General features: G+C 69.6%; 17 protein-coding genes. 10 read left to right on the top strand and 7 right to left on the bottom strand.

Going from position 1 to position 21,268, the window contains the following annotated elements:
- The first annotated feature begins 2 nt into the window (after window positions 1-2).
- The 3 genes from EDC82_RS10010 to EDC82_RS10000 all read left to right on the top strand — a co-directional run bounded on the left by EDC82_RS10010 (window position 3) and on the right by EDC82_RS10000 (window position 3,127).
- Window positions 3-1,238 carry a 5-(carboxyamino)imidazole ribonucleotide synthase gene (locus tag EDC82_RS10010; RefSeq protein WP_131941354.1) on the top strand — a complete coding sequence of 412 codons (1,236 nt, stop codon included), beginning with the start codon at window positions 3-5 and terminating at the stop codon, window positions 1,236-1,238.
- Window positions 1,235-1,852, top strand: a complete 618-nt coding sequence (gene purE / locus EDC82_RS10005; protein ID WP_006943288.1) for a 5-(carboxyamino)imidazole ribonucleotide mutase — start codon at window positions 1,235-1,237, stop codon at window positions 1,850-1,852. Before EDC82_RS10010 ends, purE begins: the two co-directional genes overlap by 4 nt.
- 105 nt (window positions 1,853-1,957) lie before the next feature.
- On the top strand, window positions 1,958-3,127 hold the full coding sequence (locus EDC82_RS10000) for an acyl-CoA dehydrogenase family protein (RefSeq protein ID WP_131941352.1): 1,170 nt from the start codon (window positions 1,958-1,960) through the stop codon (window positions 3,125-3,127).
- A 151-nt stretch (window positions 3,128-3,278) separates the two neighbouring features.
- Here EDC82_RS10000 and EDC82_RS09995 read toward each other — a convergent pair whose 3' ends face one another.
- Both EDC82_RS09995 and EDC82_RS14970 read right to left on the bottom strand, forming a co-directional pair.
- Entirely contained in the window at window positions 3,279-3,872 is a 594-nt protein-coding gene (locus EDC82_RS09995) for an NAD(P)-dependent oxidoreductase (RefSeq protein WP_074041081.1), read from the bottom strand.
- Window positions 3,873-4,034: 162 nt separating this feature from the next.
- A complete protein-coding gene (locus EDC82_RS14970) occupies window positions 4,035-6,134 on the bottom strand; it encodes an LCP family protein (RefSeq protein WP_235006187.1) in 2,100 nt (699 codons plus the stop codon).
- Window positions 6,135-6,312: 178 nt separating this feature from the next.
- On the opposite strand from EDC82_RS14970, the gene EDC82_RS09985 reads away from it, so the two are divergent.
- The 3 genes from EDC82_RS09985 (at window position 6,313) to EDC82_RS09975 (ending at window position 9,105) form a co-directional block, all read left to right on the top strand.
- On the top strand, window positions 6,313-7,353 hold the full coding sequence (locus EDC82_RS09985) for a glycosyltransferase family 2 protein (RefSeq protein ID WP_006943585.1): 1,041 nt from the start codon (window positions 6,313-6,315) through the stop codon (window positions 7,351-7,353).
- A 110-nt stretch (window positions 7,354-7,463) separates the two neighbouring features.
- Window positions 7,464-8,327, top strand: coding sequence for an ABC transporter permease (locus EDC82_RS09980; protein ID WP_074040692.1), 864 nt, complete (start codon window positions 7,464-7,466; stop codon window positions 8,325-8,327).
- 1 nt (window position 8,328) lies between these two features.
- Window positions 8,329-9,105: an ABC transporter ATP-binding protein gene (locus EDC82_RS09975; RefSeq protein WP_006943597.1), complete on the top strand. Its 777-nt coding sequence runs from the start codon at window positions 8,329-8,331 to the stop codon at window positions 9,103-9,105.
- A gap of 124 nt (window positions 9,106-9,229) precedes the next feature.
- On the opposite strand, the gene EDC82_RS09970 is transcribed toward EDC82_RS09975, so the two are convergent.
- From EDC82_RS09970 to EDC82_RS09960, 3 genes are all read right to left on the bottom strand, one after another.
- On the bottom strand, window positions 9,230-9,973 hold the full coding sequence (locus EDC82_RS09970) for a TIGR03089 family protein (RefSeq protein ID WP_131941349.1): 744 nt from the start codon (window positions 9,971-9,973) through the stop codon (window positions 9,230-9,232).
- Window positions 9,973-11,505: an aldo/keto reductase gene (locus EDC82_RS09965; protein ID WP_074040658.1), complete on the bottom strand. Its 1,533-nt coding sequence runs from the start codon at window positions 11,503-11,505 to the stop codon at window positions 9,973-9,975. Before EDC82_RS09965 ends, EDC82_RS09970 begins: the two co-directional genes overlap by 1 nt.
- Window positions 11,506-11,577: 72 nt before the next feature.
- Complete coding sequence (locus tag EDC82_RS09960) at window positions 11,578-12,699, bottom strand: PseG/SpsG family protein (protein WP_131941347.1); 1,122 nt, start codon at window positions 12,697-12,699, stop codon at window positions 11,578-11,580.
- A 150-nt stretch (window positions 12,700-12,849) separates the two neighbouring features.
- Between EDC82_RS09960 and pseB the strand changes: the two genes are divergently transcribed.
- Both pseB and EDC82_RS09950 read left to right on the top strand, forming a co-directional pair.
- Window positions 12,850-13,839 carry a UDP-N-acetylglucosamine 4,6-dehydratase (inverting) gene (pseB, locus tag EDC82_RS09955; RefSeq protein WP_062258232.1) on the top strand — a complete coding sequence of 330 codons (990 nt, stop codon included), beginning with the start codon at window positions 12,850-12,852 and terminating at the stop codon, window positions 13,837-13,839.
- A gap of 10 nt (window positions 13,840-13,849) precedes the next feature.
- Window positions 13,850-14,980, top strand: coding sequence for a DegT/DnrJ/EryC1/StrS aminotransferase family protein (locus EDC82_RS09950; RefSeq protein WP_131941344.1), 1,131 nt, complete (start codon window positions 13,850-13,852; stop codon window positions 14,978-14,980).
- A gap of 123 nt (window positions 14,981-15,103) precedes the next feature.
- Here the strand turns inward: EDC82_RS09950 and EDC82_RS09945 are convergent, their stop codons facing one another.
- Window positions 15,104-17,083 carry a glycosyltransferase gene (locus EDC82_RS09945; RefSeq protein WP_038568980.1) on the bottom strand — a complete coding sequence of 660 codons (1,980 nt, stop codon included), beginning with the start codon at window positions 17,081-17,083 and terminating at the stop codon, window positions 15,104-15,106.
- 204 nt (window positions 17,084-17,287) lie between these two features.
- Here EDC82_RS09945 and EDC82_RS09940 point away from each other — a divergent pair, with 204 nt between their 5' ends.
- Together EDC82_RS09940 and EDC82_RS14560 are read left to right on the top strand one after the other, a co-directional pair.
- Complete coding sequence (locus EDC82_RS09940; RefSeq protein WP_038568978.1) at window positions 17,288-18,133, top strand: hypothetical protein; 846 nt, start codon at window positions 17,288-17,290, stop codon at window positions 18,131-18,133.
- Window positions 18,130-19,785: a hypothetical protein gene (locus EDC82_RS14560; RefSeq protein ID WP_160126222.1), complete on the top strand. Its 1,656-nt coding sequence runs from the start codon at window positions 18,130-18,132 to the stop codon at window positions 19,783-19,785. Before EDC82_RS09940 ends, EDC82_RS14560 begins: the two co-directional genes overlap by 4 nt.
- A gap of 79 nt (window positions 19,786-19,864) precedes the next feature.
- Here EDC82_RS14560 and EDC82_RS09930 read toward each other — a convergent pair whose 3' ends face one another.
- Window positions 19,865-21,268 (bottom strand): hypothetical protein, encoded by a 1,404-nt coding sequence (locus EDC82_RS09930; RefSeq protein ID WP_131941342.1) that lies wholly within the window; start codon window positions 21,266-21,268, stop codon window positions 19,865-19,867.

Genomic DNA, 21,268 nt, shown 5'->3' with positions numbered 1-21,268 from the left:
GCGTGAACCAACCCCAGCCCCATGCGCGCAACGCCGCCGAGCCGGACGCTGCGACGCCCGACACCCAGCCCGCCCGCGAGGCGCGCCGCGCGCCGGGCGGATTTCCCGTCGTCGGCATCATCGGCGGCGGCCAGCTCGCCCGCATGTGTGCCGGCCCCGCGGCCGAGCTCGCGCTGACGTTGTCCGTCTTCGCCGAATCCGACGACGCCGCAGCGGCACTCGTCGTCCCGCATGCGCCTGTCGGTGACTACCGCGACGCCGAGCAGGTGCGCGAGTGGGCACACGGGTGCGACGTCGTGACGTTCGATCACGAGCACGTGCCCGCCGACGTCCTCGCCGCCCTCGAGGCCGACGGCGTCGCGCTGCACCCGCGCCCGAGTGCGCTGCGCTTCGCCCAGGACAAGCTCGCGATGCGTCAGCGCCTCAGCGACCTCGACGTGCCGTGCCCCGCCTGGGCTCCCGTTTCCACGAGCGACGAGTTGAGCGCGTTCGGCGAACAGCACGGCTGGCCGCTCGTGCTCAAGACGCCGACGGGCGGGTACGACGGCAAGGGCGTCATGCTCGTGCGCACCCCCGACGACGCGGACGCGTGGTTCGCGCAGGCCGACGGTGCGCCGCTGCTCGCGGAGGAGGCCGTCGCGTTCGAGCGGGAGATCGCCGTCATGATCGCGCGCAGCCCGAGCGGCCAGGTCGCCGTGTGGCCCGTCGTCGAGACCGTTCAGGTCGACGGCATCTGCACCGAGGTCCTCGCCCCCGCACCCGAGCTGAGCGACGACGCCGCCGAACGCATCACCTCCGCCGCCATCAGGATCGCGGGCGAACTCGACGTCACGGGCGTCATGGCCGTCGAGCTGTTCGACCTCGGCGGTGACGAGTTCGTCGTCAACGAGCTCGCGATGCGCCCGCACAACTCGGGACACTGGTCGATGGACGGCTCGATCACCGGTCAGTTCGAGCAGCACCTACGCGCCGTCCTCGATCTGCCCCTCGGCGACACGCGCGCGCGGGCACCGTGGACGGTCATGGGCAACGTGCTCGGCGGCGAGTACGAGGAGTTGTACCCCACCTACAAGCACCTCATGGCGCGTGATCCCGGCCTCAAGATCCACCTCTACGGCAAGGGTGTGCGCCCCGGCCGCAAGATCGGGCACGTCAACGTCTTCGGCGACGACCTCGTCGGCCTGCGCGCACGAGCCCGCCACGCCTGTGACTACCTCCAAGGAACGGTGACCAAATGAGCGACGCGACCACCCCCGACGTGACGACGAACGCTGCGGGTTCGGCGACCCCGGCCACGAGCTCGACGAACCCCACGAGCGCGACGCAGCCGGCGAAGGCGCCCGTCGTCGGGCTCGTCATGGGCAGCAACTCGGACTGGCCGACGATGTCCGCGGCCGCCGACGTCCTCGACGAGTTCGGCATCGGGTACGAGGCCGACGTCGTCTCGGCGCACCGCATGGCGCACGAGATGGTCGAGTACGGCACCCGCGCCGCGGAGCGCGGCCTGCGCGTCATCATCGCCGGCGCCGGGGGAGCGGCGCACCTGCCGGGCATGCTCGCGTCGGTCACGACGCTGCCCGTCATCGGGGTGCCCGTGCCGCTGAAACACCTCGACGGCATGGACTCGCTGCTGTCGATCGTCCAGATGCCCGCCGGCGTGCCCGTCGCGACGGTCTCGGTCGGTGGTGCGCGCAACGCGGGCCTGCTCGCGGCGCGCATCCTCGGCGTCGGTGACTCGGACGAGGCGTGTCGCATCGCCGCCCAGATGATGCAGTTCCAGGCGAGCCTGCGCGACGAGGCCCACGCCAAGGGCGAGGCGCTGCGCCGCGAGGTCGCCGAACGTCAGGCCTGAGTACCCCGATGTTGCCCGGGCCTGGCGGCGCCGACGCCCCGAAACCCGGGCAACATCGACGGAGAGGGGCTGCCGCCGCGACGTACTGGCGGGTAGCATGCCGGTATGGCTGCTAACCCTGACTTCGACCTCTACAAGATCTCCGAGGAGCACGAGGCGCTCCGCGAGGCCATCCGCCCCGTCTGCGAGAACAAGATCGCGCCGCACGCGGCCGACGTCGACGACAAGTCGCGCTTCCCGCAGGAGGCCCTCGACGCCCTGATTGAGGCCGGCATGCAGGCGCCGCACGTCGACGAGCAGTACGGCGGCATGGGCATCGACGCCCTCGGCACGTGCATCGTCATCGAGGAGGTGGCCCGCGTCTGCGCGAGCTCCTCGCTCATCCCGGCCGTCAACAAGCTCGGCTCCATGCCCGTCATCCTCGGCGGCGGCGAGGAGATCAAGGCGAAGTACCTACCGAAGCTCGCCTCCGGTGAGGCGATGTTCTCCTACGGTCTGTCCGAGCGCGAGGCCGGTTCCGACACCGCGTCGATGAAGACGAAGGCCAAGCGCGACGGCGACCACTACGTCCTCAACGGCCAGAAGTCGTGGATCACGAACGCCGGCGAATCCGAGTTCTACACCGTCCTCGCCGTCACCGACCCCAACGGTGAGCGCGGGCGCAACATCTCCGCGTTCGTCGTCGAGAAGAGCGATGAGGGCTTCAGCTTCGGTGAGCCCGAGCGCAAGCTCGGCATCAAGGGTTCGCCGACGCGTGAGCTGCACTTCGACAACTGCCGCATCCCCGCCGACCGCATCGTCGGCGCCGAGGGCGAGGGCCTCAAGATCGCGCTGCGCACCCTTGACCACACGCGTGTGACGATCGGTGCGCAGGCCGTCGGCATCGCGCAGGGCGCGCTCGACTACGCCGTCGGCTACGTCAAGGAGCGTCAGCAGTTCGGCAAGGCCATCGCCGAGTTCCAGGCCATCCAGTTCATGCTCGCCGACATGGCGATGAAGGTCGAGACGGCCCGTCAGATGGTCTACGTCGCGGCCGCGAAGTCGGAGCGTCAGGACGCCGACCTGTCGTTCTTCGGCGCCGCCGCGAAGTGCTTCGCCTCCGACGTCGCGATGGAGGTGACGACCGACGCCGTCCAGCTGCTCGGCGGCGCCGGCTACGTCAAGGACTTCCCCGTCGAGCGCATGATGCGCGACGCGAAGATCACGCAGATCTACGAAGGCACCAACCAGATCCAGCGTCTCGTCATGGGCCGCGCGGTGCTCAAGGGCTACTGAACCCAGCCCTGACGACGAGTGCGGGCCGCAGCTGACCTCAGCTGCGGCCCGCACTCGTCCTCCGTGCCTCGCGCGCTACGACGACGCACCGATATTCGTCCTCACGGGGCGACCCGGTGTCCTGCCGGCCGCGTCACGGAGACGAGTGGCGTCAGTTGGAGACGACGAACCGCTTGTTCGAATGCCGGGGGTTCTCGAGCTCGTCGATGATCGCGACGGCCAGATCCTGGCTTGAGACACTCACGCCGATCATGTGGTCGTCGGACGTCTCATAGTGGCCTGTGCGCTCGCCGGGGGCGAGGACGGGAGCGGGGGAGACAATCGTCCAGGTCGGTTCGGGCGAACCGTCCCGGAACATCGCGAGGGCCGTGCTCGCGGCCTCCGCCTCGGGACGGAAGTCGGCGGGGAAATCCTCGCCCTCCAGCAGCGGACGGCCGTTCGCGTCGAGCGAGCTACCGGCGCCGCCGACCATGAACAGGCGGGCCTCGAGCGGGGTCGCCGCAAGACGCTCGTGCGCCGCGAGCCACGCCTCGGCGCTCGTCGAGCGTGCGGGCGGCACCGAGACGACGACGGCGTCGACGTCCTTCGCGAGGCGGACGACGGCGTCCGTGTCCTCGATCGAGGCGACGACGTCACCCGCACCGGGCCGCGTCGACACGCTGACGATCTCGTGGCCCCGCGAGCGACCCTCACTGACGATGGCCGAGCCGAGCATGCCCGTGGCGCCGAACACTGCGATCTTCATGGTGATCTCCTTCGTGGGGATGAATGACAGCACCAACCACCAGTCGGGATGGATTGTTCCCCGCCGGCCGACGACGCGCCTCGTCGTCCCACCGCTCTCAGGGCGACACCGACAGACGAGGGTGGCCCCACCCCGAGCGGGGTGAGGCCACCGTCACGAGGTTCAGTTCGCCGTCGTCTTCTTGACGAAGGAGGAGGTGTCGCCGTTCTCCTTGATGGCCTTGAACAGCTCGGCCGAACGCGTCGCGTCCCATTCGACGGCCTCGCCGGCGGGGGTGGGCAGCGCCGCGTTGCCGATGGGCACGACGACAGAGTTGCCGCCGTCTCCGGAGAACTTCTTGAGGTTCCACATCGTCCGCAGGCCCTGCATCATCGACATGCCCTTGTCGACCGTGAGCCCCTGCGCGCCCGATTCGCCGAGGCCCTTGAGCCTCCACGGCACGAGCAGGTTGGAGGGCGAGCTGATCTCCTTCATGAGCGCCGCGAGGAACTGACGCTGACGCTTGGCGCGCCCGAGGTCGCCCTCCGGGTCGGAATAACGGGCTCGCACGTACCCCAGGGCCGTCGGCCCGTCCATCTGCTGGCACCCCTTCTTGAGGTTGATGTGGGCCTTGGGGTCGTCCATGTCGCGGGCGACACAGATGTTGACACCGCCGACGGCGTCGACGACGGAGGCGAACCCGCCGAAACCGATCTCCATGTAGTTGTCGATGTGGATGCCGGTGTTCGTCTCGATCGTCTTGACGAGCAGCTGCGGGCCGCCGATCGAGAACGACGCGTTGATCTTGTTCTTCGCGTGCCCCGGAATGGAGACGTAGCTGTCGCGCGGGATCGACATGAGGGTCGGCTTGTCGCCGCCCGTGTGCAGGATCATGATCGAGTCGGTGCGCTGGCCCTCCGCGTCACCCGTGCCGAGCTTCTTCTTCTGCTCGGTCGTGAGGCCACTGCGCCCGTCTGATCCGACGATGAGCGTATTGTGGCCCGCGCCCGAATCGGCGAGGTGCTCCGAGGGGATCGCGTCGACCTTCTGCACCTTGCCCCACGCGGACATGCCGGCCCAGACGAGGCCGCCGACCCACAGCAGGAGCAGCACGAGCACCCCTGCGACGATCTTCTTGCCGCGCCCGAACCGGCCGCGTGGACGAGGCGGTTCCTCGCCCGAGTCGCCCGGCCCGCCGGGGCCACCCTGTGCGCCGGGGCCGCCCTGTCCGACGGGGCCGCTGGCTTCGGCGGGTCCGTGAGGGCCGCCAGGACGGAGGTCGCGGTGGGGGCCGCGCTGGGCGTCGATGTCACGGACATTGGGCCCCACGCCGGCGGCGCGAGCGTGCCCGGACGCGGCGGCGCCCGCGGCCCCGGCCGCCGCAGCACCTCCGATGACGCGACGTCGTCCGCCCTGGCGGGGGGCACCCTCCTGCGGCATGGCGCGCGTGGAGTCGCGGCCCGGGGCATCTTCCTGCGGCATGGCACGGGTCGAGTCGCGGTCCGGGGCGTCGGGTGAGGTGCGGCGGCGCTCGTCGGCGGAGGCCGCCGAACCTGCGGCTGCAGCACCTGCGCCCGCCGAACCCGCGGCTGCAGCACCTGCGCCCGCCGAACCTGCGGCTGCAGCACCTGCGCCCGCCGAACCCGCGGCTGCAGCACCTGCGCCCGCCGAACCTGCGGCTGCAGCACCTGCGCCCGCCGAACCCGCGGCTGCAGCACCTGCGCCCGCCGCGGCAGCGCCACCGGGACGCCTCGGAAGACGCCCCGCCGGGCGGCCGTCACCGGTGCGGGCGTCGCCGTCACGGCGCTCGCCGATGCGAGCCTCGGTCGGGCGGGCGTTCGAGGCGCGGGGATCGCTCCAACGTCCTGCGGGGCCCGCGTTGTCGCGCCGCGCGCCGCGCACGGGGATCGCCTGGGCTCCTGCGACGTCCTGGTTTCGGGGCGTGCCGCCGGGCGTCGGGCGTTCCTGCGGCGGAAGCTGCTCCTGTGGGTGGGGACGTCGGGCGACGGCGTCACGGGGTGCGGCTGGCCCACGGTCGGCATCGGGCGCGCGACGGGGTGCGTCGGGCCGCCGCTGAGGTTGTTCGGCCCCGCGGCGGGGACCTTCGGCGTCGCGCGGTGCGTCACCCGCGCACGGTGTGTCGGCGCGCTGCGGCATCGCGCGTCGATTGCCCTTCGAACGGCGCGTGTCGACGACGAACGCGTCGTGCTCGCGAGGGCCGCCATGCCCGTCGGGGCGGGGGCGGGGCTGACGAGGGTCACGGGGATCATTCGGCTGCGGCACCCCTCGAGGTTAGACAACTGCGCTGTGATTTTCGGGGCAGCGCCACGCGGGGCGAGCAGGTCGGGGCCCCGCCGCCCGCGCCCTGGCCCCCGGTAGGCTGACGAACGCATCCGCGCCGCGGCGGGCCCAGGACGGGGCCGCCGACGGCGCACCGAGCTCGATCAGGAGACGTCGTTCCGTGTCAGATGAGCATTCGCCCGCCGCACAACCGGCCGGAGCCGACGACGGGGAACGTCGCGGCATCTCCGTCTTCATGCCGATCCTCGACGAGGAGAAGCACCTCGCCGAGTCGGTGCGCGCCATCCTCGCGCAGGAATACGACGGCCCGCTCGAGGTCGTCCTCGCCATCGGGCCGTGCCACGACCGAACGTGGGACGTCGCGCGCGAGCTCGCAGACGCCGACGATCGCATCACCCTCGTCGAGAACCCCACGGGCCGCACGCCGGACGGCCTCAACGCCGCGCTCGCTGCGACGCGCCACGACATCCTCGTACGCGTCGACGGCCACGGCATCCTCTCGCCGGGCTACCTGCGCACGGTCGAGCGGCTGCTCGCCGAGACGGGCGCCGCGAACGTCGGCGGCATCATGGACGCTGAGGGAACGACCGACTTCGAGCAGGCCGTCGAGTGCGCGATGAAGTCGAAGATCGGCGTCGGGGGCGTGAAGTTCAAGCAAGGCGGTGACGCCGGCGCGGTCGAGACGGTCTACCTCGGCAACTTCGCGCGCGAGTGGATCGAGCGCGTCGGGATGTACGACCCGCGCTACACGCGGGCACAGGACTGGGAGATGAACTACCGCATCCGCCGCGCGGGCGGCACCGTCTGGTTCACCCCCGAACTGCGCGTCACCTATCGTCCGCGGGCGAGCTTCAAGGCGCTCGCCAAGCAGTACTTCGAGTACGGCATGTGGCGTCGCGTCGTCGCGCGTCAGCACAAGGGGTCGATCAACCTGCGCTATCTCGCGCCGCCCGTCGCGGTCGTCGGTGTCGTCGGGGGTGCTGCGCTCGGCGCGTTCTGGCGCCCGGCGCTCGCAGCGCCGCTCGGGTACGCGGCCCTCGTCACCGCCGGAGGCGTGCACGCGGCGCGCGGGCGCGACGCGGCCGTCGTCGTCCGCATGCCGGCCGTGCTCGCGACGATGCACCTGGCCTGGGGCCTGGGCTTCCTCACCTCCCGCGTCGAGCTCGAACCCGCCGAACCGGGGCAGGCCCCGCGAGCCTGAGCGAACTCCCAGCGCGTGCTCGGTAGGCTGAGATGCCTGCGTCGTGGCACCGCCAGGTGCCGCTGCCCTCGAGCCGGTGGGCGAAGCAGCTGGTCAGCATGAAGGAAGACATGAACTCATCGAACCGCTTGGCGCGGATCTGGGACCATCGAGCGACGCTCGACACCCTCGTCCGACGTGACCTTCGCGTGCGTTATTCGCGCTCGGCGTTGGGTTACCTCTGGACCCTGATCGACCCCCTCGCCATGGCGCTGGTCTACTCGTTCGTCTTCGGCGTCATCTGGGCGAGCGACCCCTCACCGGGTGAGCCGATGGCTCAGCGGTTCAAGAACACCGACGGTGTGCCGATCGTGCTCTTCATCGTCGCCGGCATGCTCGCCTGGAACTGGTTCAACAACGTCATCAACGAGAGCGCGCGAGCGCTCTACGCGGAGCGGTTGCTCGTCCGCTCGACGAACCTTCCGCGCGAGTTGTGGGTGGCGCGCGTGGTCATCTCCAAGGGCATCGAGCACCTGCTGTCACTGCCGATCCTCATCGGATTCATGCTCTACTACTGGGCCAACGGGGAGGTGCAGCTCAGCTGGGAGCTGGTGTACTGGATCCCGGCGCTGCTCATCCAGTTCATCCTGCTCATGGGCATGGGCCTCGTCATCGCCCCGGTGGCAGCGCTCGTCGACGACTTCATCCGGATCGTCCGCATCATCCTGCGCGTGCTGTTCTACCTGACACCCATCATCTACTCGATCCATCTGCTCGCCGAGAAGGCCTCGCAGCACGGGTTCGGCTGGGCGACGACGCTCATGCAGATCAACCCGCTCACCGGCATCATCGACATGTACCGGGCGGGCTTCGTCAGCGAGCACGGCCCCGACTGGCACAGCTGGATCTTCGCCTTCGTCCTCTCGCTCGGGTGGCTCGCCTTCGGCTCCTGGGTGTTCCGCAAGCTCGAGCCCGCGATCCTCAAGGAGATCTGAGATGCCCGTCGAATGGCAGACCCCCGAGGGCAAGCCGGTCATCGAGGTCGACGACCTGGGCGTCGAGTTCCTCAAGGGCCGCAAGCGCAACCTGTCGCTGCGCGAGATCATCTACAAGCGCAAGACCTCCTACGACAAGGAGACGTTCTGGGCGCTGCGCAACGTCTCGTTCGACGTCGGCCGTGGGGAGGCCGTCGGTCTCGTCGGGGCCAACGGTGGCGGCAAGTCGACGCTGCTCAAGATGATCGCCGGCACCTTGCTTCCCGACGAGGGCTCAGCGCGCATCCACGAGGGCGTCGCCCCGATGATCGAACTCACCGGTGGCTTCATCGGCGAGTTGTCGGCTCGCGAGAACATCTACCTCATGGCCGGCCTGCACGGCATGAAGAAGGAGACGGTCGACGAGCGATTCGACGACATCGTCAAGTTCGCCGGGCCGCAGGTGCAGCGGGGGCTCGACCTGCCGTTCCGCCACTTCAGCTCCGGCATGCAGGTGCGGCTAGGCTTCTCCGTCATCACGCAGCTCGACGAGCCCATCCTCCTCGTCGACGAGGTGCTCGCCGTCGGCGACCGTGCCTTCCGCGAGCAGTGCTACGAGCGGATGGAAGGGCTTCTCGCCGAGGGACGCACGCTGTTCCTCGTCAGCCACTCCGAAGGTGACCTCACGCGCTTCTGCACGCGCGGCATCTACCTGCAGGGCGGCACCCTCGTCGGCGACGGGCCGATGAAGGAGATCATCGACCGTTACAACAAGGATCTCGACGCCGGCGTCAGCTGACCTACCTGCGATTCCCGTCCCCATCGGCGATCTTCGTCCACATTCGCGAATCGCGTCCACCTTCGCGATTTCCGTGCACCTCGGCGAATTTCGTCCACCTTCGTGCACGCCTGGCGACGACGCCTCATCGAGGCTGCGCGGACTCCTGCTCCAGTAGGCGCGCCAGGTCAGCGGCCTCCATGTCGCCTCGCACGAGCACGACGCTGCCGCCGCCCGCCAGGACGCCGGCGAGAAGCTCCGGCGACGGCGAGGCCAGGAAGTGCCGGCCGGCGTCGGTGAGTGGCGTCGTGAGGTCGGCGTACGACGTCTGATGCTCGTCGCCCGGGCCCGTCACCACGGTCAGCGCGGCGGCCGTCGGCGCCGGGACATCGAACGGGGTGAACACGTCGCCGAAGGTGCTGAGCTCCTGCGCCTCATCGATCGCATCGGTCGGCAGGGGAGCGGACGATCGACGCGCCAGCATCGCGAGCGTGACGACGACGATGTCGCTGTCGACCTCGTCCGCAGGGTTCGAGGTGACGAGCACGTCGGCCTCCCGCACGATGGGGGCAGACGGCAGGGCGCCATCGTCGTCGGCATCGACGAAGACGACCTGCGCTCCGAGCGACCACACGGCGAGGCACCAGTAGGCCGTGCGCCAGTGAGCAGCAGGCAGGTGCACGACGACGCTCGAGGACGCGTCGACGTCGAGCTCCTCGTTCAAGAGGTTGGCGGCCTTGCTCACCCAGTTCGTCAGCACCTTGGCGGACAGCTCGATGCGTTCACCCTGCGTCGGGCCGGGCGTGCGCTCGTAGAACGTCACCCGTGGTGCCGTCTGATCCGTCGCGACGAGGTGTTCGAGCACCTGCCACGGGGTGCGGGTCGTCATCAGGACACCACCGCGTCGAGGCGTTCCTCGACGGCGTCGCGCTCGTCGGCCGTCAGCGGGGCGTTGAGGCAGTAGGCGAGGTCGTCGATCATCTGCTGGTTGCTGCGGGTGCCGATCGCGAGGGAGTCGACGAACTGGTGCGACAAGCTGTAGGCGACGCACAGGTCGGCGACGTTGGCGCGTCCCAGTTCGTGTGCAAGAAGCACGAGCTGACGGTTGAGTTCGCTCGGGTCGAACACGGTGCCGCCGGCGAACGTCGCGTGCGTCGTGACGACGACGTCGCGCCCTCCGAGCAGCTCTCCCGCCGCGCGCAGTTGCCGGTCGGCGACACCGAGCGGGAACTGCACGTAGCCGAGCCCGGTGAGGTCGAGGGCGCGTTCGAGTTCTTCGAGCGATTCGACGTTGACGCCGATGCGGCCGACCTCGCCGCTGTCCTGGTAGTCGCGCAGGCGGTGCCAGCCGGCGCCGTCGGCGTCGTGCGCCTCGTCGACGTTCGCCATGAGCACGGCGGACGCCCGACGCCGGCCGAGTTCGGCGAAGGAACGTTCGAGCTGGGCCTCGATGACGGCGGCCGCGAGTCGCGGGTCGTTGGTGCGCATCTCGCGCAGGCGGGAGATGAAGTGCAGCCGCTGTGTCAGCTGCGGCTCGCCGCACTTGTGGAGGATCTCCTCGGCGTTGTGGTCGCCTCGACCAACCTCGACGTGGTTGACGCCGCGGTTTACGGCCGTCGCGAGCATCGCGCGGATCTCCGCGGCCGACGGCGCGTTGGGGCCGGCGAACGCCTGGCCGCCGAGGATCATGACGGACTGATCGAGTTCGCTGTCGTCGCGGCGCGGCACGCTGGGACCGGCGGTGAAGGCGGGCCCGCCGATCTCCGCGATGAGGTCCGTCCATGGGACGGCGACGGGGTCGGCCTTGTCGGCGAACAGGCGGCACACCCGGTCGTAGTCGGAGAGGACATCGACGGTGCAGCGGAAGCGCTCGGGGTCGCCGGGGTTCGCTGCGGGGACGAAGTCGAGGGTCTTGACGTTGCGGCGCAACCACGGGGTCACGTGCTCGCGGTCGTACGGGTCGCTCGTCGATGCGGCGGCGCGCCGCAGATCGCGTACGCGGAAGACCTCGCATCCGAGCCCCTCGGGCATGTGTGAGACGTCGTTGCGGCCGTATTCGTAACCGCCCGCATCCATGGCCTCGACGAGTTCGTCGATGAGGCTCGAGTCGCCGACGGGGTTGTCGCCGGTCAGGCGGACGACGCGGTCGTCGTCGTCCATGTCCTTCGTCGCCTCGACGAAGCGGCCGAGCACGTCGTCGAGTGAGCCACGCATCGCCGGGATGTCGACGCGGGCGAGGTGGTCGAAGATGCGGGTGTCGTACTGCTCCTCACTCGTGGCGACGACGACCTCGTGGCCATCACGCGAGGCTCGGCGCGCGACGAGCTCGATCAGCGGCATCCCGCCTATCGTCATGAGCGCCTTGCCGGGCAGCCGGCTCGAGTTCAGGCGGGATTGGATGACGACGCGGGTGCGGGTCACGGTGAGCCTCCGGAGCTGCTGGGACGGTGCTGTTCGAAACAGTGCCGATTCGACGAGGGTGCGTTCGCCAGCCTAGCGAGCCAGGCTGACAAGAGCCTCCGCCACGCGGGCGCGACCCCGACCGTCGAGCAACTCCTGAGCCCGTGCGGCCCGCTCGACGCGCACGTCGCGGTCGGTGAACGCCTCGCGCAGCGCGCTCACGGCCGCGGCGCGCGCGTCATCGTCGCGTCGCAGCATCTCGAGGTCGCCGAGCCCGAGCGCCAGATCTGCATCGGCCACCATGTCGTAACCCGGGCGCTGGTTGTCGATGACGCAGACGACGCCGAGCGGGACACCGAGGCACATGAGTTCCCACACGGACGACCCGCTCGCGGTCACGACGAGGTCGCTGGCCGCGGCGCGCGCGGCGAGGTCGCTCACCGGTCCGCTCGCTCGCAGTTCGACACCGGGGGGTGCATCCGCGGCGAGGGGGGCGACCCACGTCCGGTCAGGCGTGACGACGGTGATGTCGGCGGCCAGGCCGCTGCATGCCTGCAGTACGAGAGGTGTGACGACGGGCGCCGCGCCGCACGGGTCGGTGCCGCCGAACACCTCGAGCACGCGCAGCGGGCGCTGCTCCTCGTCGGCGACGTCATCGACGGCGACGTCACCGACGGGGCGGCGCAGCGCGAGCACGTCGTCACGAAAGAGGGTGTAGTCCGCCCCTGCGAGGGCGAGCTGTCCCGCGCCGACGGCACGAGGCGTCGCACCGGGATTCTGGTCGACGTAGAGGTCGGCGTCTTGATCAGCCGAGAACGGCCCGTCCACCATCGCCATGACGACGACGCCGGCTCGCCGCAGCCACACGCCCCAGCGCGGACCCAGGTCGTAGCGATCCAGTACGCACCACCGCGCGTCGAGATCGAGCACGAGCGTGACGAGGTCGTCGGGGTCGGTGGGGCAGGGGTGCACGAGAACGCCGGCCTCGGCGTAGGCCGACGCCACCCATGCCACATCGAGATCGCCCGCGAGGTGCACCTCGATGCCTCGTCCGCGCAACTCCTGGGCGAGCGCAAGCAATCGCATCGCGTGCCCGACGCCGATGGTCGGTGTGGCATCGGCGCGCAGCACGACGCGACGGGTGGGGGAGGAAGGCGTCGTCGCGGCGGGCTCCCCGGGCCACGCAGCGGGAGACGGGGAACGAGAAGCGTCCATGCGTCGATGCTCTCACCCCGCCTGCACGGTCGGGGGGCGCCTACGGGCCGGGTGCTAGCCTTGACCTGATATCGAGCAGAACGGTGAGGCGCCACGTCGCGTGGCGTTTGCTCCGGCGTCACCGACGTACGACATGATTTGGGAGCCCGCGTGAGCATTCTTGACGGTTCGTCCATCCTGGTCACCGGTGGTACCGGTTCCTTCGGCAAGGCCTTCATCACGAAGCTGCTCGCCGAGCACAACCCCAAGCGCGTCGTCATCTACTCGCGCGACGAACTGAAGCAGTGGGAGTGCCGCGCGCTGTTCAAGGACGACCCGCGCCTGCGCTGGTTCATCGGTGACATCCGTGACCTCGACCGTCTCAAGCGCGCCATGCACGGCGTCGACTACGTCGTGCACGCCGCGGCGCTCAAGCAGGTCGACACGGCCGAGTACAACCCGTACGAGTTCGTCAAGACGAACGTCATCGGTTCGCAGAACGTCATCGAGGCGTGCATCGACGCGGGCGTCAAGAAGGTCGTCGCACTGTCGACCGACAAGGCCTCTAGCCCGATCAACCTCTACGGCGCGACGAAGCTGACGGCCGACAAGCTGTTCATCCTCGGCAACCACTACGCCGCCGCCTACCCGACGCGCTTCGCCGTCGTGCGCTACGGCAACGTCATGGGCTCGCGCGGCTCGATCATCCCGAAGTTCAAGGCGATGCACGAGGCCGGCGAGTCGCTGCCGATCACCGATCTGCGCTGCACCCGCTTCTTCATCACCCTCGACGACGCCGTGCAGATGGTGCTCGACACCTTCGACCTCATGCAGGGCGGCGAGTTGCTCGTGCCGCGCATCCCGTCGATGAAGGTCACCGACCTCGCGCAGGCCATCGCCCCCGGCGCGCAGATGCACGACGTCGGCCTGCGCCCCGGCGAGAAGCTGCACGAGGAGATGATCTCCCCGGAGGAGGGCCGCCGCGCGGTGATCGTCAAGGACGGCAAGTACTTCGTCCTGCAGCCCGACTTCGCGACGTGGGGCTACGAGCCGCCGAAGGACGGCAAGCCCGTCGAGGACGGCTTCCACTACTCCTCGGGCGACAACGACCAGTGGTACACGATCGAGCAGCTGCAGCAGATGCTCGCCTCGGGCATCTGAGGGCGCGCGGATGCTGCCCTACGGCCGTCAGTCCATCAACGACGCCGACATCGCCGCCGTGCAGGAGGTGCTGTCGGGTGACTGGCTGACCACCGGCCCGTACGTCGAGACGTTCGAGAAGCAGATCGGCGAACTGGCCGGCGTCGCCGAGCCGGCGGTCTCCGTCACCTCCGGCACGGCTGCGCTGCACGTCGCGTACGCCGCGGCCGAGGTCGGCCCGGGCGACGAGGTCATCACGACCCCGCTGACGTTCCTCGCAACGGCGACCGCGGCGGCGCTGCTGGGCGCTAAGATCGTCTTCGCCGACATCAGCGAGGACACGGGCAACCTCGACCCCGAGGCCGCCGCCGCCGAGGTCACCGCCTCGACGAAGGTGATCGCGGGCGTCGACTACGGCGGCCACCCCGTCGACGCCCCCGCGCTGTCGAAGGTCGCGAAGGATGCGGGCGCGTACCTGCTCGAGGACGCGGCGCACTCCGTCGGCGGCTCCCTGAACGGTGTGCCGGTCGGTTCCCTCGCGGACATCACGACGTTCTCCTTCTTCCCGACGAAGAACCTCACGACGGGTGAGGGCGGCGCCGTCGTCGCGAAGGACGCCGACGTCCTCGAGCGCGCGCGCCGGTTCAAGGGCATCGGCATGGTGCGCGAGGCCGACCAGCTGCGTCATCCCGACGAGGGCGCGTGGTGGTACGAGATGCCCGAACTGGGCCTCAACTACCGGCTCAACGACCTGCAGGCCGCGCTCGGCTCGAGCCAGCTGACGCGACTGGAGCAGTTCAAGACGCGCCGTCAGGAGCTGACGGACCGCTACAACGAGGGCCTCGCGGGCATCGAGCAGCTGACGTTGCCCGGCCACCGCGCGGGCGCGGAACCGGTCTGGCACCTCTATCCGCTGCGCATCACCGACGGCCGACGCCGCGAGCTGTTCGACCATCTGCGTGCGCAGGGCATCGGTGTGCAGGTCAACTACATCCCGGTCTACTGGCAGCCGTACTTCGCCGATCTCGGCTACAAGCGCGGCATGTGCCCGAAGGCCGAGGCCTACTACGAGCAGGAGATCAGTCTGCCGATGTTTCCCGACCTCGCCGACTCGGACGTCGATCGGGTCATCGAGATCATTCGGACGTTCTGCGGGGCGTGACTCACATCGTCGATTCGTGAAGAAGGCGTTCGCCCCGGCATCGGGGTGAGCGCCTTCTTCGTGGGCGTCGCCCTTCGCTCGCGTCGTCGCAGGCGGGGCTCCAGCTGTGCTGGCCGGGCCTGGTCAGACGTCGCCGAACGCCGCCGGGAGCTTGCGCAGCAGCGCGCGCCCGCGGCCGTCGCGCGCGAGCTGCACCCGGGCGCCGTCGGGCAAAGACACCTCGAGCGGGCCCGCCGAACCGGAGATGAGCAACGGGCGGCGCTCCCCGTCCTCGATTCCCAGCAGTGCGGCCTCGTGGATACCGTCGACGGGGTTGATGGGCGCGTCCCCGGCGAACATCTCAGCAGGGTCGAGGCGGACGGCGCCCGCCGTCACCACCACATCGAGCGGATCGATCGGTGCGCGACGATGCACCTGAAGGGCCGAGACGCCGGCCGGAAGGGCGAGGACGAAGGCGTCGCTGACGAGCCGAGCGCCGGCGAGCACGACCTCGTCGCCCGCGAGGACCGCCAGGCCTGCTCGCGGCTGCGTGACGGGCTGCACCCAGCCTGCTCGTGGAATCGATGCGCGCGTGGCGCGAGGTGGGGCGGTCGCGGTCCTCGTGGGGCCGGCGAGCACATCGGGGGAGCCTTCCACCTGGCCGCGCCAGCGCTGCAGACCGCCGGGCAGGCTCAAGCGCAGGTCGAGGGCGTAGTGGCCCAGATCGACGCGCGTGCCCAGCGCGGCGCTCAGGTGCAGTCGAACACCCCACGGCATCGACTCACGGGTCGTCACCTGCAGCGCCACGGCGCCCACATCGCTCGGCGAGTGTGTCATGCCGGGGGAGGCCGCCTGGCCGTGCGAGGGCCCTTCGACATGTGACGACCGCTCGTCACGCACTGACGTCGAAGGGATGAGCTGTGCACTGACGGTGGCATGGCGCGCGAGCGCCGGATTGAGGCGCGTGTCGATGACGACGTCGATCCGCGCAGCGTTCGTCGAGACGGCGTGCAGGCTGGAGCGCAGTCGGCGCTCCTTGAGTGGGTGCTGGGGTGTGCGCGAGGCGATGAGCGCGACCGCGACTTCGCTTGCGGCGCGCGGGTCGCGCAACCGGGCGACGTCCCGCACGAGCGTCTTTTTCGAGCCGCCATTGCGCCAGCGCGCCAGCGCGCGGGCGAACGGCAGGTCGCAACGGCGCAGGGCGGTGTGGATCAACTTCGAGACCTGCGTCTGATCGCTTGCTTCGCGTGGGTCGATCATCGCCGCGAGCTCGCACGCCATGCGCTCCAACCCCGGGCGATCGGCCTCGGGTGCGCTCACCATCGTGCCGGCGAGAGAGACGAGGTCGACACGGGCGAAGTAGCTCGCGACGCGACGCGTCACCTCGGCCGGGGCATCGTGGGCGTGCAGGACATCCATCACCAGGCGGGCTGACTCGAAGCGTTCGGCGGCGTTGCGCGCATCACCCGTCTGCTGGGTGATCGACGTGCCCGACTCGCGATCGCGCCACAGGTAGACGTGCTCGTCGACGATGTCGACACTGCGTGCTTCGAGGTAGGCGCGCAGGGTGACGGGGTAGTCCTCGTACCGGATCGGTGGAAAGGCGAAGTCACCGCGCTCCCAGAACGAACGCCGGTACACCTTGTTCCACACCATCCGGTCGCGGATCAGGTCGGGGCGTTCGGCGAGAGTGGTGCGGCGGGCCGGTGTCGCGAACGGCAGGGCGTGCGTCCACGACTGGTAGGTGCCGGCCGCGTCGGTGAACCGCAGCGCATTGCCGGCGGCGAAGTCGGAACCGGTGGCTTCGAGCGTGGTCACGAGCGTCCAGTACCCGCGTGCGGTCAGGAGGTCGTCGCTGTCGAGGAAGGTCAGGTACTCACCTGTCGCGTGTGCGGCCCCGGCGTTGCGTGCGGGCCCGAGGCCGGCGTTCTCCTGCGTGACGAGCAGGAAGCGCGCGTCCTCGTCGACGAAGCCTTGGGCGATGGCGCGAGAACCGTCCCGCGAGCCGTCGTCGACGAGGATGACCTCGACGTCGTGCAGGAGCTGGTCGCGCACGGAGACGAGGCACGCCTCGAGGTAGTCCTCAACTCCGTAGAAGGGGATGACGACGCTGAGCTTGGGCACGGGGCCTCCTGATGGCGTGGGCGGACGGGGCGAGTCTAGTCAGCGAGCGGGGGAGCGGCCGGTGCCCACGCACGTGGGCGGCGATCTGCGTTCGATGTTGCCTGCCCCGCTGTGGCACCATGGTGTGTCGCCGTCTAGCCTCGGGACTGCCCGGTGGCGACGCGCGGCAAGCCGCCACGAGACGAATCCGGAGGAGCCGCCACCGTGGACTCCAGCAACCACTGGTACGGGCACGCCCACCTGCTCGCCGAGTACTGCGGGCTCGACCGCGAGCACCCCCCACGGATCAACGGCGTGATCCAGCACGGCTGGACGTTCGTTCACGGATTCGGCTACGGCCACCGCCCCCCGCACGGCTTCGCCAAGTACGTGTGGGGTGACGTCAACCGCCGACGGGGCCAGGCCATCGGCTGGCGTGACTACGTGACGATCGGCGCGCCTTTCCTTTATCTCGACCGCATGCGCCCGCAGACCGGAACCGATATGGGCGCGCGCGAAGGCACCATCTGGTTTCCGTTCCACGGAACTGTGGATTACGAGGCCGTCGACGGAGACCATGATCGCCTCATTGCACAGATCAAGGACGTCGAGGGTGACGGTCCTGTGACGATGTGCCTGTACTACGTCGAGTACGAACAGGAGGAGGTTCGCCGGCGTTACGAGGACGCGGGTTTCCGCGTCATCACGCTCGGCAAGCGCGGCACGTTCTATCAGGGCGGTACCTCGAACTTTCTCGAACGACAGCTCGTCGAGCTGCGACGGCACGAGCGCGTCGCCTCGAACCGCTTGTCGACCGCGATCTTCTACGGCATTGCCGCCGGTCTCGACCCGGCTGTGTACGGCGATCCCATGGACATCCCGGGCATCAAGCAGGGCTTCGACGGCACGCACCTACTGGAGAAGACCTTTCCAGAACTGCACGGAGAGCACCTCGACCTCGACCTCGCTCGTCAGGTCGCGGACGAGGAACTTGGCCGTGACTTCCTCATGACACCCGAAGAACTCGGCCTCGTTCTGGGCTGGGGCGAAGAGATGGAACTGCTGCGATGACGATCGACCTGGAGAACACCGGCCTCATGCGCCTCGAGCGCGGCGCGATGCAGAACTGGTCGGACGTGGCACGGATGGGGGCACCTGCCTCCGCCGCGGTGCGTGAGGTCGTCGCCAACCTCGTCGACGCCGGAGACCGTGTCCTCGTCGTCGGCCCGACGGCCCTCGACCTCGTGACCGAGTTGGCCGACCTCGCCGGCGCGTTGACCGTGCTCACCCGATCGATCCCCGACGGCGCGACATACGCCGAAGCGCTCGTCGACCGCCCCACCGCACAGGTCGTGTGCGGCGACATCCTGAACGTCGAGCAGAAGCTCGGTGAGTACGACGTCGTTCTCGTTCTCGACGACCTGGCCAGGGTGCCCTCGCTCGAGGACGTGACACCCACGTGGACCGCGGTGTTCGAAGCGGTCGTCGCGTGCGTCGCACCCGGTGGCCGCCTCGCGCTCGCGGTGGAGAACGAGCTCGGCCTGCATCGCATCACGAGCCTGCGCTCGCGCTACACCCAGAACGATGATGCTGCGTGGGATGTCCTCGCGACGTTCGATGCCTCGCGCCCGCGTCATCGAGATGCCCTCGACGCGGCACTCGCCACCACGGAGCTACGCGAGGTGAGCGTCGCCGACTTGCTGCCCACCTGGGACGAGCACACCCTGCTCGCCTGGAACACCATGTCGATCGATGATGAGGGTCGAACCCTGCTCGATGCCCTCACTCTCGCGTCCCCAGCGCTGCGGCGCATCGGCGCGGACCCGACCCGGGTCACACGCGCCGCCGTGCTGGGCGGACGCCTCGCGCAGATGCCGTCGGGCTGGTTCGTCGTGGCAGGTCGCCCGGTCGCGGCGAGCGGGGAACTCGAGGTGCTCGCCTCGACCCTCGATGGTGGCGTCATCCGCTTCGAGTGCGCGGCCGGGACGATCCGCCAGGGTGATCGGCAGATCGCCATCGCGGCGCAGGCACGCCCGTTCGCAGAAGAGGCGCTCGACGCCTGCGCGAGCGGCGACGCCTCTCGACTTCGCACCCTCCTGGCACGATGGGTGGGGTGGGCCCGTGGGCAAGCGCGTGAGGGCCGTCTCGATGCGGAGGTCGGCGACCTGCGCTTCGACAACCTGCTCGTTGCCTTGGCTCGCGATGACGACCACGCGTTCACCACCGTTGCCCCGGCGCCGGCCTCGAGCCGGCTGGATGACGCACTGTGGGCGGCGGTCGTCGACTTCGTCGCTGTCATCCGAGCACGTGGCTCGCTCCACCTGTGGCCGGCAGCCACCGATGATCGGACGATGGCCGCGACGATCGGCGCGATGGCGGGCCTCGCAGCCCCGGATGACCTGGACGCATTGCTCGCCCAACGCGCCAGCATGCTCGACCTACCCGCGCACGACGTCTCCGGCTTGCTCGCCGTCATCGAGCGCCTGGAAGAGAAGAACAAAGCCCTCGCCTCGCGCGCGAACTGGTTCGAGAGCCGCCTCAACCTGCGTGAGCGTGAGCTGCGAAGCCGGGCGCAGCGACAGTCGGCCGAGCTGGCCCTCGCCCGCCAGCAGCAGGAGGCCTTGCGCAAGTCCGCCGAGGACCTGCGACGTTCGATGACGTATCGCCTCGGCAACGTCGCCATGGGTCCGCTCAAGCAGGCCAAGAGACGCTTTCTCGACTGAGATACGCGCGAGAGCGCACCGCTCACCCCTCAGAGGAGCGGCCGTGCGCTCTTGCACGTATCCGGTCTGTCGGCCCCACTCAGCCCGCGCGTCGCAGGGCACGAACTCGCGTGTCAGCAGCCTTGCCGAGTTCGCGCACGAGGAGCTTGGGACGGGTGATCAGCGCAGCCTTGCGGAACTGAGACGCGAGTTTGAACGCGGCCGAGCCCTTGATGTCGGCGTTGGCCTTGGCCATGAGGTCGCGGTTCTTCGACGCACTCAACACCTGGCCGCGAAGTGAGCGAATCGCCCGGGCGCGCACGGCCATCTCGGTGTCGCGTAGGCGCAAGGTGGCTTGGAGCGCCGCAATTTCGTCCTCCAGTGCGGCGATGCGTCGCGTCGCTGCCGCTGCAGCATGCCGAGCAGCCCACAGTCCGTCGTCGTCCGTCGTGGCGCGCGCGCGCCCCTCGACCAACTCACGCACGCGCTCCTCGCCGACGCCGCTCATGGACAGCCACAGGTGCACGAGTTCGTCGTCCGTCAGCGCGTCAGGCCAGGGCAGTTCGGGTTGATCGATGCGAGCGGCAGCGACGAAATGGGACCAGCAGCGACAGAGCAACTCGTCGCGGGGGAGCGGGTCAACCGCGTGGCCACCACTCGGCGCCCCCAGCGTGAGACTGACCGTGTCGCCCTCGACGACTACGTCGCGCCAAGTGAGATCACGGCGCGAGTCGAGCGAGGACGAGGTGGCCACCCACTGTGCGAGGCGTGTGGCAAGGTCACGGAAGGCACCGGTGTCGCTCGCAGCCGCAGCCGTGAGCAAGAGACGGTGCGCGGTTGGCGCGAGTGCCACGGTGCTGGGACGATCCGGGTCGTCACTCGAACCGCCGACAACCCACCGACGATCCGCCGCAGAGCCATCGAGCCATTGCACGTCTTGACCGGCGCCCCCGAGGTAGATGCTGCGGCCGCGGCCGCCGACGACAGCGACGAACGCGTCGGCTGCAGTGAACAGAGCGTTCGCTGCCGCCAGAGCCTCCGTGAACTGCTCGGCCGGCAGCACCGGGGCCCGATCCACGGCCGAGCAGGCCGAGGCTACGAGACCGGAGAGCGAATCGGCCGTCCGTGCGGCCTCGAGAGCGTACTCGTCTAGGACGCACCAGCGCTCGTTCGTACCGAAGAGGCTGTGGATGCTCGCCGCAGCGAACCCGACCTGGCGCAGCGCCTCGGTGAACGCTCGCGGCGACGCGGGCCGAGTTTCATCCTGGGCGCTGGCGTCCACGTCGTGCGACGCCAGTGCACGCGGCGTGGCCGTGAGCAGACGAGCTGTCGAATGGGGATTGTCGAGCGCCACGACCATCGTGGCGCCGGACCGCACCTGGCCGGCGAGGCGGGCCAGCCGTTCGACGAAGGTGCGCTCATCCGTCTCCGAGAATGCGGCCTCCCAACCGGGCCCGGCGAGAAGCGTCTCGGTGTCCGCAGGTAGGTCGGCGATCCGGTCCAC

It is taken from the genome of Dermacoccus sp. SAI-028, assembly GCF_004346775.1.
Lineage (GTDB): Bacteria > Actinomycetota > Actinomycetes > Actinomycetales > Dermatophilaceae > Dermacoccus > Dermacoccus nishinomiyaensis.
This window is presented reverse-complemented; position numbering and strand designations above follow the sequence as displayed.